10 protein-coding genes are annotated in these 12,568 nt (G+C 61.8%); 3 read left to right on the top strand and 7 right to left on the bottom strand.

Annotated elements, in window-relative coordinates:
- Positions 1 to 45: 45 nt before the first annotated feature.
- Together FF098_RS11375 and FF098_RS11380 are read right to left on the bottom strand one after the other, a co-directional pair.
- Positions 46 to 2,721, bottom strand: a complete 2,676-nt coding sequence (locus FF098_RS11375; RefSeq protein WP_166426496.1) for a sensor histidine kinase — start codon at positions 2,719 to 2,721, stop codon at positions 46 to 48.
- A 275-nt stretch (positions 2,722 to 2,996) separates the two neighbouring features.
- Complete coding sequence (locus FF098_RS11380; protein WP_155140568.1) at positions 2,997 to 3,608, bottom strand: energy transducer TonB; 612 nt, start codon at positions 3,606 to 3,608, stop codon at positions 2,997 to 2,999.
- A 272-nt stretch (positions 3,609 to 3,880) separates the two neighbouring features.
- Here FF098_RS11380 and FF098_RS11385 point away from each other — a divergent pair, with 272 nt between their 5' ends.
- Positions 3,881 to 4,501: a glutathione S-transferase family protein gene (locus FF098_RS11385; RefSeq protein ID WP_155140570.1), complete on the top strand. Its 621-nt coding sequence runs from the start codon at positions 3,881 to 3,883 to the stop codon at positions 4,499 to 4,501.
- 142 nt (positions 4,502 to 4,643) lie between these two features.
- Here FF098_RS11385 and lpdA read toward each other — a convergent pair whose 3' ends face one another.
- Genes lpdA through FF098_RS11410 form a run of 5 tightly spaced genes read right to left on the bottom strand, consistent with a single transcriptional unit; the run spans position 4,644 to position 9,933 of the window.
- Entirely contained in the window at positions 4,644 to 6,035 is a 1,392-nt protein-coding gene (gene lpdA, locus FF098_RS11390) for a dihydrolipoyl dehydrogenase (protein ID WP_166426497.1), read from the bottom strand.
- A complete protein-coding gene (locus FF098_RS11395) occupies positions 6,032 to 6,319 on the bottom strand; it encodes a hypothetical protein (protein WP_155140572.1) in 288 nt (95 codons plus the stop codon). Before FF098_RS11395 ends, lpdA begins: the two co-directional genes overlap by 4 nt.
- Before the next feature lie 6 nt (positions 6,320 to 6,325).
- Positions 6,326 to 7,648 (bottom strand): dihydrolipoamide acetyltransferase family protein, encoded by a 1,323-nt coding sequence (locus tag FF098_RS11400; protein WP_155140574.1) that lies wholly within the window; start codon positions 7,646 to 7,648, stop codon positions 6,326 to 6,328.
- Positions 7,648 to 8,685, bottom strand: coding sequence for an alpha-ketoacid dehydrogenase subunit beta (locus FF098_RS11405; protein ID WP_155140575.1), 1,038 nt, complete (start codon positions 8,683 to 8,685; stop codon positions 7,648 to 7,650). The genes FF098_RS11400 and FF098_RS11405 overlap by 1 nt, the downstream gene beginning before the upstream one ends.
- Before the next feature lie 3 nt (positions 8,686 to 8,688).
- Complete coding sequence (locus FF098_RS11410) at positions 8,689 to 9,933, bottom strand: 3-methyl-2-oxobutanoate dehydrogenase (2-methylpropanoyl-transferring) subunit alpha (protein ID WP_155140577.1); 1,245 nt, start codon at positions 9,931 to 9,933, stop codon at positions 8,689 to 8,691.
- A gap of 274 nt (positions 9,934 to 10,207) precedes the next feature.
- Here FF098_RS11410 and FF098_RS11415 point away from each other — a divergent pair, with 274 nt between their 5' ends.
- Both FF098_RS11415 and FF098_RS11420 read left to right on the top strand, forming a co-directional pair.
- Positions 10,208 to 11,359: an isobutyryl-CoA dehydrogenase gene (locus tag FF098_RS11415; RefSeq protein WP_155140579.1), complete on the top strand. Its 1,152-nt coding sequence runs from the start codon at positions 10,208 to 10,210 to the stop codon at positions 11,357 to 11,359.
- A gap of 11 nt (positions 11,360 to 11,370) precedes the next feature.
- Positions 11,371 to 12,564 (top strand): acetyl-CoA C-acyltransferase, encoded by a 1,194-nt coding sequence (locus FF098_RS11420; protein WP_155140581.1) that lies wholly within the window; start codon positions 11,371 to 11,373, stop codon positions 12,562 to 12,564.
- The last annotated feature ends 4 nt before the right edge of the window (positions 12,565 to 12,568 follow it).

Genomic DNA, 12,568 nt, shown 5'->3' on the forward strand with positions numbered 1-12,568 from the left:
CGGCTGGGGAGCTTAAATTGCGGTTATGTGGTGCTGGCGGGATGACTAGCCGGACGCAGCGCTTTTGCTCGTGGTCTGCTCGCTGCTGCCAGCGCCGACGCGCCTGGCCTTGCCCGGCGTGAAGACCAGCGGCTCGCTGTCGTCATCGGCGTCGCCGGAGGAGATATCGGGTCCACTGGCAGGCAGGTGGCAGGTAATGAGCGTGCCCTTGCCCTGGCGGGAGGACAGGCGCACCCAGCCGCCATGCAGTTCGATGAAGCTCTTGACCAGTGACAGGCCGAGACCGGCGCCGGCGCCTGGGCCACGGCTCTCGAACCGGTTGAACGCCTTGGCCTGATCGTCTGCGGAAACGCCGCGGCCGGTATCGCGCACCCAGATGCGCACCGTATTGCCATCGCGGTCGGCGCCGAGCTGTACGCGGCCGCCTTCCTCTGTGAAGGTGAAGGCGTTGGCGAGCAAGTTGAACAGGACCTGCTTGACGCGTTTCTCGTCGGCCATGATCGTGCCGACATCCTCCGAGATATCGAGCTTCAGCTTGACCTGGCTGTCTTCGGCCTTTAGCGCAGCATAGGTTGCGGCGTTCTTGAGCGTCGCGGCGACATCCATTTCCTTGATCTCGAGGTCGAGCTTGCCGGCGTCGATGGCGGCAAGGTCGATGATGTCGTTGATCAGGTCGAGCAGGTGGTTCGATGCCGACAGGATGTTGGCTGCATATTCCTTCTGACGTTCGTTCAGCGTACCGAACATCTCCGTCTCCAGCATCTCGGAGAAGCCGATGATCGTATTGAGCGGATTGCGCAGGTTGTAGGAGATGTGGTTGACGAACTTGGTCTTGATCCGGTCCGCCGTCTCCAGCCACTCATTGCGCTCCTGCAGTTCCTTCTCGCGCTCGCGGCTGTCCGTGACATCGAGGAAAGTAACGAGCGTCGCGCCATCGGGCAGCGGGGCGGTGGTCAGCGACACCGTGCGCCCGTCTTTCAGTGACATCTCGACATTGTCGAGGGGCGTGCGGTCTTCCGGCGCGAAGGAGGTGACGCGCATCTTCAGCTGTTTCCAGATATCGCCGGAGCCGTCGGCAAGGCGGTCGAACTGCTTCGTCAGGCTGGAGAAGTCCGGCAGGTCGCCGAGCATGCGGGCATCGAGCTTCCACATCTGCTGGAAGGACGAATTGTAAAGGCGCAGATGCCCATCGGCGGCGAACACGGCAACGCCTTCGGCGAGATTGTTCAGTGTCGCGCGCTGGACCGAGATCTGGGTGTTGTACTGGGTCTCCAGTTTCAGCTTCTCTGTGATGTCTTCGAAGATCACGACGACGCCGCCGAGCGGGTGGCGCTGGCGCACGACGCGGGTGGTGTTGCCGTTGGGCATGTTCCACAGCTCGTCCGGCGCCATGCCGTCGATGGAGCGCTCGTCGAGGCCGCTTTCCGTATACAGAGCCAATTGCTCGCGCTTCCATTCGCCGTAATTGCCGTGGGCGGGCAGGCGCCCCGTGTGGTGCAGCTTGTCGAGAATCTCGCCATGGCTGGGGCGCGTACGCAGCTCGGCATCGTCCAGCTTCCACATGTCGAGGAAAGCCTGGTTGTAATAGTCGAGCTGCTGGGTCGCGGAGAAAACCGCAACGGCGGACGGCATCTGGTCGAGCGTCTTGCGGTGCGCCGACTGGTGCCGTTTCAGGTCCTGCTGGGCCTTTTCGAGTTTCGTCACATCGATGGCGATGCCGCACTGGGCCGCGCCACCGGCGGCATGCATAGGCTGTTCGACAATGCGCAGCACGCGGCGCACGCCCTTGATGTTCACCGGCACGAAATCGTCGACGATGCGGCGTCCGGAGCGTTTGAATTCCTCGCCCGCGCGGGCGGCAAGCTTGCGAAAGGCCGGGTCGATCTCGATCTGGCTCTCGATTACCTCTTCCATGTTGATGGCCTCGACCATCTCCACATAGGCGGCGTTGACCCATTCAAGGCGCATGTCCGGCCCGCGGCGCCAGGCGGCCATCGGCATCCGGTCGAGATGGTTGAGGGCACCATGCAGGTCGGCGGCGCGGTCGCGGGCCTTGCCCATCACCCCGCCATCCTCGGCAAGACGCACGGCGGGGTCGGTCAGCCACAGGGTGACCTGGTCACCGGCGACACGGCCATCGACCTCGATCGAGCGGCCCTCATCGGTGACGATGGAGCCGGAGAAGGCTACGCCATGCTGGCGCAGCTCCTGAACCTTTTCTCGCAGCTTTGAGACATCTTCCGGCGAGACATCCTCATCCAGCGGCAACTCGCCGAGCGCGTTGAGGATGGCGTTGGCCGGATTGAGGAAATTGTCGGCCTTGTCGTCGGCGAAGGTCAGCAGAGAGGCGAGCGCCGCCGGGCCGCCGAGCACGCGCGGATTACCCCAGCCGGAACCGATATCGTCATAGCTGTCATTCCAGACGAGGACGAGGCCGGGATGGGCGGCAAGGATGGATTCTGACTTCTCAAGGCTCGCTTCCATGGAGGCCAGCTTGCGCGACCATGTCAGCGTCTGGTTGTTGGAGGCGCGCGAAACGATCAGCGCATAGGTAACAGCGCCGAGCGCCAGCAACACCGCGCCGCCCATGGTCAGCCAGGTCGGGTCGATGGCAGCGCCGATCGCACCGGCGGCTGTATTGCCGTCCTGCATAACCGTGCCCGCAGACGCGCCAAAGGGCATTGCGAGGGCGAAAGCCCCGGCGGCAATGCCGGTTGCCATGGCTGGCAAGCGCCTGACAAGGCTCGGTATTTGTGGTTTGCGCTTCATACACCCGCGAGTCGACGAGGCAATCGTCAACAAATGGTTAATTTTTTCTAAACCCATAGAAGACTGCTTCGCCGAATCGGCAAAGTAATTTTCGGTTCTTGTGCAGGGTTGTTTTTCGACATTGGCAGATGCCGCGTTGGGGAGATCCAGGGCGAAGCGTCAAGAATGAATGCGCCTCGCCGAACGGTTCTCTCCCGACCGTTCCGCGAGGCGCGGGCTCTCTCTTCTCACCCCTGGAGCTGGAAGACGAACGTTTTCTGGACACCGCGCTGGATGATGCCGCTCTGGCCGCTGGCCGGCATGTATTTCCACTGCCGGATCGCCTCTAGCGCTGACCGGTCGAAGCAGCTGTCCGACGAACTGACAATGCGGGCATTGGTGACGCCGCCATTGGCAAGCACATCGAAAGCGACCGTGACCGAGCCTTCCGCCCCGCGCGATGAGCAGCGCGGCGGATAGATCGGTTGCGTCTGCAGCACGGCTGCGTTGACGTTGAAGTTGCCAGTTGTGACCGGTGCGACAGTGGTTGTGGTTCTTGTTGGCGGGTTGGCGTCAACGATCGGTCCGCCGGTGTTTTCGCGTTTCCACGTCATGTCTGGCGGTGGCGGTGGTGTTTCCTTGATCGTCTTTTCGACAGGTTCGACCGGCTCTACGGGCGGTGGCGTTTCCCTCAGGATAGTGAATGTCGGCGTCGCGGCTGGCTCGCCGATAATGATGTCATCGCTCTTGATCAGGCCGCCCATGACGAGGAACAGCCCGGCGGTGATGACAGCGGCGATGGGCAGGCCGAGCGTCAGGCGCAGATTGTTTCCACGGGGGGCGTTCATTGTATGTGACATGCGTATCCTCCTTCATGGGCGCGAGCCGGGCACGGTCCGGGGCGCGGGTCAGCCGGAAGGCGGTCAGCATGTCAAACGCAACGCGGGGTCGAGTGCTGGCCGCGTCCTGTAAGTTTGAGTATAGCTCAAACAGGGGATATTACCAGCGGGTAATTATTGTGCGCCGCACCCGGATTTATTTAAAATAGTTGGAAAATTCAGCGTAGGCAGCGTGGGCGGGGCTGGCTATGGTCTGCGCGAAAACCGGGCGCAATATCTGACAGGAGAGAGTGATGAGCGAGATTACCCTTTACACCAACCCGATGTCGCGGGGGCGCATTGCCCGCTGGATGCTGGAAGAGGTCGGTGCACAGTATACTGAAAAAGTCATTCAATATGGCCCTGACATGAAGGGCGAGTATCTGAAGGTCAACCCGATGGGCAAGGTGCCGGCGATCGTCCATGGTGACCAGGTCGTGACCGAATGCGCCGCGATATGCGCCTATCTCGCCGATGCCTTCCCCGATGCCGGGCTGGCTCCGCCGGTCGACAAGCGCGGGGCCTATTACCGCTGGCTGTTCTTTGCCGCCGGGCCGGTGGAACAGGCAGTGACCAACAATGCGATGGGCTTTGCCGTCGATGACCCGCAAAAGCAGGGCACGCTTGGCTATGGCAGTTTCGCGCTGACGCAGGACACGCTCGCAAAGGCCGTCTCGGGTGATGGCTATGTGGCGGGTCCGGACTTTACCGCAGCGGATATCTATGTCGGCGCGCAGGTCAACTGGGGCATCCAGTTCGGTACGCTGGAGAAGAAGCAGGAATTCATCGCCTATGCACAGCGGGTGACCGACCGCGATGCCTATCGCCGTGCGACAGAAATGGATAACGCGCTGGTCGCCGCACAGGCTGGGTAAGCCAATTCCCCTCACCCGAAATTCCGTTAGCGGAATTTCGACCTCTCCCGAGGGAGAGGTGTGGCGCAAACGGATGAGGCATGGCCCAACCTCTCCCTCTGGGAGAGGTCAAAATCTGTGCAACAGATTTTGGGTGAGGGCCCTAGATATGCAGCGCGTGGCCCAGCGCCTTCAGCGCCGCTTCCTGAACCGCTTCCGACTTGGTCGGGTGGGCGTGGATCGTGCCGCCGATATCTTCCAGCCGCGCGCCCATTTCCAGCGCCAGCGCGAATTGCGCGGACAATTCCGACACCTCGCCGCCGACAGCCTGGATGCCGAGCACAAGGTGATTGTCCTTGCGGGCGATGATGCGCACAAAGCCGCTTTCGTCTTCCATCGTCATGGCGCGGCCATTGGCCTTGTAGGGGAATTGCGCGGTGATGACCTCGAAGCCCGAGGCCTTCGCCTCGGCCTCGCTCATCCCGGCACTGACGACTTCCGGGTCGGTAAAGCAGACGGCGGGGATGCAGACCTTGTCCCATGTCCGGGCCTCGCCGGCGATGATCTCGGCGACCATCTCGCCCTGCGCCATGGCGCGGTGGGCCAGCATCGGCTCTCCGGTCACGTCGCCGATCGCCCAGACATTGCGCATGGAGGTGTGGCAGCGCTGGTCGATCCTGATGAACCTGCCATCCATGGCGAGGTCCATATTGTCGAGGCCCCAGCCATCGGTGCGCGGCTTGCGACCGACGGTGACGAGGATCTTGTCCGCCTCGATGCTGGATGCCTCGCCCGACAGGGTCTCGACGCGCAGATTGCCCTTGTCATCGAGGCCCTTGGCGAAGGTTTCGAGCATCACACGGATCTTGAGATTGTCCATCCGGTCTTTCACTGGTTTCGTCAGCTCACGGTCATAAAGCGGCAGGATGCCGTTGGTTGCCTCGACCACGGTCACGTCAGAGCCGAGCTTGCGGAAGGCGATGCCGAGTTCCAGCCCGATATAGCCGCCGCCGACAACGGCGAGTTTCTTCGGCACTTCCGTCAGGGACAGCATCTCGGTGGAAGAGATAACCTTGTCGCCAAACGGGAGGGCGGGAAGTTCGACGGACGTCGAGCCGGTCGCGAGGATCACATGCTCCGCCTTGATGCGGGTCTCGCCATCGGCGGTTTTCACGACGCAGGTCTTGCCGTCGCGCATCTCGCCCCAGCCCTCTACAATGCGGACCTTGGCTTTCTTCAACAGGCCGGCAACGCCGGTATTGAGGCGCGAGACGATGTCGTCTTTCCATGCCACGGTCTTTGGCAGGGCGATGGTCGTCGGCGCGGTGGAAATGCCCGTTTCCGAGCCTTCAGAGTAGCGCTTGATCAGGTCATATTCATTGGCGGTGTGGATGAAGGCTTTCGACGGGATGCAGCCGACATTGAGGCAGCAGCCACCCAGCTTGCCGCCTTCGACGAGGATGGTGTCGAGGCCCAGCTGCCCGGCGCGGATGCCGGCGACATATCCACCCGGACCGCCGCCGAGCACGAGGACTTTGCATTCAAGTTCGTTCACTGATCTTCTCCATGAAGTTCTGACTTTTTGGGTCTTTCTTCTTCAAGTCTTACAAGTTGCCGGGCGGCAGACCAATCATCAGGTTTGTGCTCTTCTACACCCCGCCAGGGCATGCCCTCTTCAATCCATTTCTGCCTGAGCGCCTCCGGTGAACTTCCCAGTTCATCATGCCCGAACTGTGTCATGCAGCAGCTGCAGAGAACAAATGTACTAAGCCCGTTTTCTGTCACAGGTTCGTACAGAGGGAAACCGCAAACAGGACATGGGTGTTCTTCCTCGGCCATCTCCGTTCAGTTTTCCATGAACATGGTCGCCGGGAATTCCAGATAGGCTTTGATCGTCTGGATGAACTGCGCCATGTCCCAGCCATCGACGACGCGGTGGTCGAAGGATGATGACAGGTTCATCAGCTTGCGCGGCACGACTTGGCCTTCGTCATTATACATCGGCCGGGTGACTATCTTGTTCACGCCGATGATCGCGACTTCCGGCGCGTTGATGACCGGGGTCGAGGCGATGCCGCCAATGGCGCCGAGGGATGTAATGGTGATGGTGGAGCCGGAAAGCTCCTCCCGCTTGGCCGTGCCGTCGCGGGCGGCGTCTGAGAGGCGTTTGATCTCACCCGCATTGGTCCAGAGATCGTTTGCCTCCGCATGGCGCACGACCGGCACGATCAGCCCGGTATCGGTCTGCGTCGCGATGCCGATATGGGCAGCGCCATAGCGCTGGACGATATCGTTCTCATCATCATAGCGGGCATTGACCTGCGGGAAGTCGCGAACAGACATGACGACGGCACGCATCAGGAAAGGTAGCAGGGTCAGTTTCGGCTGGCCTTCCTTGCGGGCCGCGTTCATGTGCTGGCGCAGCTCTTCCAGTGCGGTCACATCGATCTCGTCGACATAGGACGCATGCGGAATGCGGCGCTTGGCGTCCTGCATCTTCTGCGCGATCTTGCGGCGCAAGCCGATGACCTTGATCTCCTCGACGCTCGTATTCGGCTGATAGCCGCTGGAGCGGGCTTCGATCCCCGGGGCATTGCCGGCGGCATAGGCTTCGAGGTCGTCATGGGTGATACGGCCTGCCGGACCGGAGCCGTGGACGAAGCGCAGATCGATGCCCTGGTCCTGCGCGGACTTGCGCACGGCAGGGGAGGCCAGCGGCTTCTCGTTCGGCTTGCGCACCGCGCCATTGGGGCGCTGGGCATTGACAGAAGAACCGTTGTTCGCAGGAGCAGGGGCAGGTTTTGCAGGGGCCGGTGCCGGCTTTTCTTCCTTGGGCTCTGGAGCCTTCTGCGTTTTTGCGGCTTTCGGCTCTTCTTTTTGCTGCGGTTCAGCTTGCGCCTCGACCGGCTCTTTGGAGTTACCGGCGCCAGCGACTTCCAGCTTGAAAATTTCCGTACCGACGGCGATGGTCTCGCCGATACCCGGCCCGATCCAGATCACCTTGCCGGCGACCGGAGACGGAATTTCCACCGTCGCCTTGTCGGTCATGACATCGGCCAGCGTCTGGTCGGCCTGGACCTCGTCGCCATTCTTGACATGCAGCTCGACGAATTCGGCCTCGGCCACGCCTTCGCCCACATCGGGAAGTTTTATGACGTGTACGCCCATTATACGGCCTCCATCACTGATTTCAGGGCTTCGCCGACACGGGCGGGCCCGGGGAAGTAGTGCCACTCCTGGGCGTGGGGGTAGGGGGTGTCCCACCCGGCAACGCGCTCAATGGGTGCTTCGAGGTGATAGAAGCATTCCTCCTGCACCAGTGCGGACAACTCGCCGCCGAAGCCGGAAGTGATCGTCGCCTCATGCACGATGACGCAGCGGCCGGTCTTCTTCACCGATTCAACGATGGTCTCGATGTCGAGCGGCAAGAGCGAGCGCAGGTCGATGATCTCCGCATCGATTCCGGTCTCGTTCGCAGCCGTTTCTGCGACGAACACCATGGTGCCATAGGCAAGGATCGTCACGTCCTTGCCCTCGCGGACAATGTCTGCCTTGCCGAGCGGCACCGTGTAATGACCGGTCGGTACTTCGCCTTTCGGGTGCTTCGACCACGGCACGACAGGCTTGTCGTGATGGCCGTCGAACGGACCGTTATAAAGCCGCTTCGGCTCGAGGAAGATGACCGGGTCATCATCCTCGATCGAGGCGATCAGCATCCCCTTGGCATCATAGGGGTTTGACGGGATCACAGTCTTCAGGCCGGAGACATGGGTGAACAGGGTCTCCGGGCTTTGCGAGTGGGTCTGGCCGCCGAAGATACCGCCACCCGTCGGCATACGGATCACCAAGGGTGCCGTGAACTGGCCGTTGGAGCGATAGCGCAGGCGCGCGGCTTCCTGGCTGATCTGGTCATAGGCCGGAAAGACATAGTCGGCGAACTGCACCTCGACGCAGGGACGCAGGCCATAGGCGCCCATGCCGATGGCGGCACCGACAATGCCGCTTTCGGAAATCGGCGCATCGAACACGCGCTGCTTGCCGTATTTTGCCTGCAGGCCTTCGGTGCAGCGGAAGACGCCGCCGAAATAGCCGACATCCTCACCGAAGACGACAACGTTCTCGTCCTTGCCCAGCATCACATCCTGCGCATCGCGGATGGCCTGGATCATGTTCATTCTGGTGGTTTCAGGTTTATCGTCGAACATGGCCTATATTCCCATCTTCTGGCGCTGGCGGCGCAGGTGCGGCGGCACGTCCTTGTAGACCTGCTCGAACATTTCAGCGGCGCTCGGCCCCGGGCCGTCATGCAGCGTGCCGTTGCTTTCCGCTTCGATGGCGGCCTCGCGCATTTCGTCGGCATACTGAGCCTCTGCCTGGGTATGGCGCTCTTCCGACCACAGGCCCCTCGCGATGAGGTGCTGCTTCATGCGCTTGATCGGATCGCCCAGCGGCCAGGCTTCATGCTCTGTCTTGGGGCGGTATTTCGACGGATCGTCGGAGGTCGAGTGCGCGCCGGCGCGATAGGTGACCCATTCGATCATGGTCGGGCCGTGGCCGCGGCGGGCGCGTTCGATGGCCCAGCGTGAGGCAGCATAGACGGCGACCCAGTCATTCCCGTCAACGCGCAAGCTTGGCAGGCCATAGCCATGGGCGCGTTCGGCGAAGGTGGAGCTTTCCGCCCCGGCAATGCCGTGGAAGGAGGAAATCGCCCACTGGTTATCGACGACGTTGAGAATGACCGGCGGCTTGTAGACGGAAGCAAAGACAAGCGCGGTGTGGAAGTCGCCCTCGGCCGTCGCGCCATCGCCGATCCACGCTGAGGCGACCTTGGTGTCGCCCTTGATCGCCGAGGCCATGGCCCAGCCGACGGCCTGAATATACTGCGTCGAGAGGTTGCCGGAGATGGTGAAGAAGCCCTCTTCCTTGAAGGAATAGAGAACCGGCAGCTGGCGGCCGCGCAGCTCGTCCTTCTCGTTGGAATAAATCTGGTTCATCATCCGGCCGAGATCCATGTCCTGTGCGAGGAGCAGGCCCTGCTGGCGATAGGTCGGGAAATTCATGTCGCCCTGGCGCAGCGCCAGCTGGTGGCCGGTGGCGATGGCTTCCTCGCCGGTGCACTGGATGTAAAAGCTCGTCTTGCCCTGACGCTGGGCCTTCAGCATGCGCTCGTCAAAGGCGCGGGTGCGCATCATGGCCCTCAGGCCGGCCTGCAGCTGTTCGTCGGAAATGTCCTCCGCCCACGGGCCGACGGCCTTGCCTTCATCGTCCAGTACACGGATAATGTCGAAGCCGAGATCGCGGATATCGTCGAAATCGGTGTCGATCGGCGGCTTGCGCACGCTGCCTGCTTCGGGCACTTCGAATTTGTCGAAAGTCGGCGTATCGCCCGGCCGTACCGGCGGTTCGGGCACATGCAGCTTCAACGGTGCGTAATCGTTTTCTTCCCTGGTCATAGTTCTCCGCTCAGTCTTTATTTTTGAGGGCACCATGCCCGAAAATCGCACAGAGGTCAGCCGACCAGAACAGCAAAAAACGTATGCATTTTCGCCACTTATTCCAATCGAGCCTGCGTTTTTGGAGGAAGGTCTTATCCTGTTTGCAAGCCTTGACTCAGCTTGTGCGCAGGTCTTCTCCTCTGTGCCATAAGACTTATAAGCGGTGAGGCAGGTGGCAAGGGCGCAGGCCCCGACCTACCTTAATCGCAAGCCAAAAGGGACTGGAAACCAGATGGACTTCGCGCTCTCGGAAGAACAGGAAGCGATAAAAGATATGGCCGGGCGGTTCTCCCGCGAGGAGCTGGCTCCCCATGCCGCAGAATGGGACAGGGAGAAGCACTTCCCTGTCGATGTCATCAAGCAGGCGGCAGAGCTGGGCCTTGCCGGGATCTATACTGGCGAGGATGTCGGCGGCTCCGGCCTGTCGCGGCTGGATGCGGTGATGATCTTCGAGGAGCTGTCCGCCGGGTGCACGTCTACCGCCGCCTATATCTCCATCCACAATATGGTCTCCTGGATGATCGACCGCTTTGCGGGCGACGACCTGCGCCAGAAATATTGCCCCAAGCTGACGTCGATGGAGATGCTCGCCTCTTATTGCCTGACCGAGCCGGGCTCCGGCTCCGATGCCGCCGCCCTGCGCACAAAGGCGGTGAAGGATGGCGATGAGTATATACTGAACGGCTCCAAGGCGTTCATTTCCGGTGCCGGCGTCTCCGACCTCTATCTCGTCATGGTACGGACGGGCGATGACGGCCCGAAAGGCATATCCGCGATCCTCGTCGAGAAAGACACGCCCGGCATTTCCTTCGGCGCCAATGAGCGCAAGATGGGCTGGAATTCACAGCCGACGGCGGTGGTGACGTTCGAGGATTGCCGCGTCCCGGCTGAAAACCTGATCGGTGCGGAAGGCGAGGGCTTCAAATTCGCCATGGCGGGCCTCGATGGCGGGCGGCTGAATATCGCCGCCTGTTCGCTCGGTACGGCCAATGCCGCCCTTGCTGCGGCGCTCGAATACACCAGCGAACGCACCGCCTTCGGCAAGCCGCTGTCGGCCAATCAGGCGCTGCAATTTACGCTCGCCGACATGAAGACCGAACTGGAAGCGGCCCGCTCGCTGCTTTACCGGGCCGCGTGGTCGCTGGACGAGAAAACGCCTGATGCCTCGTCGCTCTGTGCCATGGCCAAGCGCTTCGTTACCGATACGGGGTTCGAGGTGGTCAACAATGCGCTGCAAATGCATGGCGGCTATGGCTATCTCGCCGATTATCCGCTGGAGCGGATGCTGCGCGATGTGCGTGTGCACCAGATACTCGAAGGCGCGAACGAAATCATGCGGCTGATTGTTGCCCGCCATATGCTGCAATCCTATCAGGCCGGTTAAGGAGACCTCCGATGAAAATTCATACAGACGATCCCATTGTCATTGCCTCCATGTCGCGCACGGCGATCGGCGGTTTCCAGGGCGAGTTCGCCGACCTGACAGCGTCCGATCTTGGCGCAAAGGTCATCCATGATGTGATGAAGAAGGCAGGCGTCAAGGAAGCCGAGGTCAACGAGGTGCTGATGGGCTGCGTCCTGCCGGCCGGTCAGGGTCAGGCCCCGGCGCGCCAGGCCGCGATCAAGGCCGGGCTGCCGGTATCCGTTCCGTGTACAACGGTCAACAAGATGTGCGGCTCCGGTATGAAGACGGCGATGATGCTGGCAGAGGCGCTGCTGGCTGGCACCGCGACGGTTGGTGTAGCTGGCGGTATGGAGAGCATGACCAATGCACCCTACCTGTTGCCGAAGATGCGCTCCGGTGCGCGTCTCGGCCATGCGGAGGCAAAGGACCACATGTTCCTCGACGGGCTGGAAGATGCCTACGAGGGCGGGCTGATGGGCAATTTTGCCGAGAAATGCGCCGAGAAATACGATTTCTCCCGCGAAATGCAGGACGAATATGCGATCGAGAGCCTGACCCGCGCCCGGACCGCCCATGAGAGCGGTCAGTTTACGGACGAGATATTGCCGGTGACGGTCGAGACCCGCAACGGCAACTACACGGTCAGTCAGGACGAGCAGCCGACCAAGGCCAGGCCGGAAAAAATCCCGTCGCTCCGCCCCGCCTTCAAGAAGGACGGCACTGTGACGGCGGCGAACGCCTCCTCCATCTCCGATGGCGCGGCGGCGCTTCTCATGATGCGCCTGTCGGAGGCGGAACGGCGGGGCCTGACGCCGGTCGCCAAACTGATCGGCCAGAGCAGCCATGCGCGCGAGCCGAGCTGGTTCACGACCGCGCCGGTGCAGGCGATGAAGGACCTGATGGACGACTGCGGCTGGCACACATCCGATGTCGACCTGTTCGAGGTCAACGAGGCCTTCGCCGTCGTGCCGATGGCGGCGATGGAGGAGCTGTCGATCCCGCACGAGAAGATCAACGTCAATGGCGGCGCCTGCGCCCTCGGCCACCCGATCGGGGCTTCGGGCGCACGCATCATCGTGACGCTGCTGAACGCCCTGCGCCATCGCGGGATGAACCGCGGCATCGCATCACTTTGCATCGGCGGCGGTGAGGCGACGGCGATGGCCTTTGAGCTGATGGACTGAATGA

Source organism: Aquisalinus luteolus (genome assembly GCF_009712425.2).
GTDB classification, from domain to species: domain Bacteria; phylum Pseudomonadota; class Alphaproteobacteria; order Caulobacterales; family Parvularculaceae; genus Aquisalinus; species Aquisalinus luteolus.

Bases quoted from the DNA above. Each gene is read 5' to 3' on its own strand.
- FF098_RS11410 (WP_155140577.1), bottom strand. From the start codon at position 9,933: ATGACCAGGGAAGAAAACGATTACGCACCGTTGAAGCTGCATGTGCCC.
- FF098_RS11405 (WP_155140575.1), bottom strand. From the start codon at position 8,685: ATGTTCGACGATAAACCTGAAACCACCAGAATGAACATGATCCAGGCC.
- FF098_RS11420 (WP_155140581.1), top strand. From the start codon at position 11,371: ATGAAAATTCATACAGACGATCCCATTGTCATTGCCTCCATGTCGCGC.
- FF098_RS11395 (WP_155140572.1), bottom strand. From the start codon at position 6,319: ATGGCCGAGGAAGAACACCCATGTCCTGTTTGCGGTTTCCCTCTGTAC.
- FF098_RS11400 (WP_155140574.1), bottom strand. From the start codon at position 7,648: ATGGGCGTACACGTCATAAAACTTCCCGATGTGGGCGAAGGCGTGGCC.
- FF098_RS11380 (WP_155140568.1), bottom strand. From the start codon at position 3,608: ATGTCACATACAATGAACGCCCCCCGTGGAAACAATCTGCGCCTGACG.
- FF098_RS11415 (WP_155140579.1), top strand. From the start codon at position 10,208: ATGGACTTCGCGCTCTCGGAAGAACAGGAAGCGATAAAAGATATGGCC.
- FF098_RS11375 (WP_166426496.1), bottom strand. From the start codon at position 2,721: ATGGCAACCGGCATTGCCGCCGGGGCTTTCGCCCTCGCAATGCCCTTT.
- FF098_RS11385 (WP_155140570.1), top strand. From the start codon at position 3,881: ATGAGCGAGATTACCCTTTACACCAACCCGATGTCGCGGGGGCGCATT.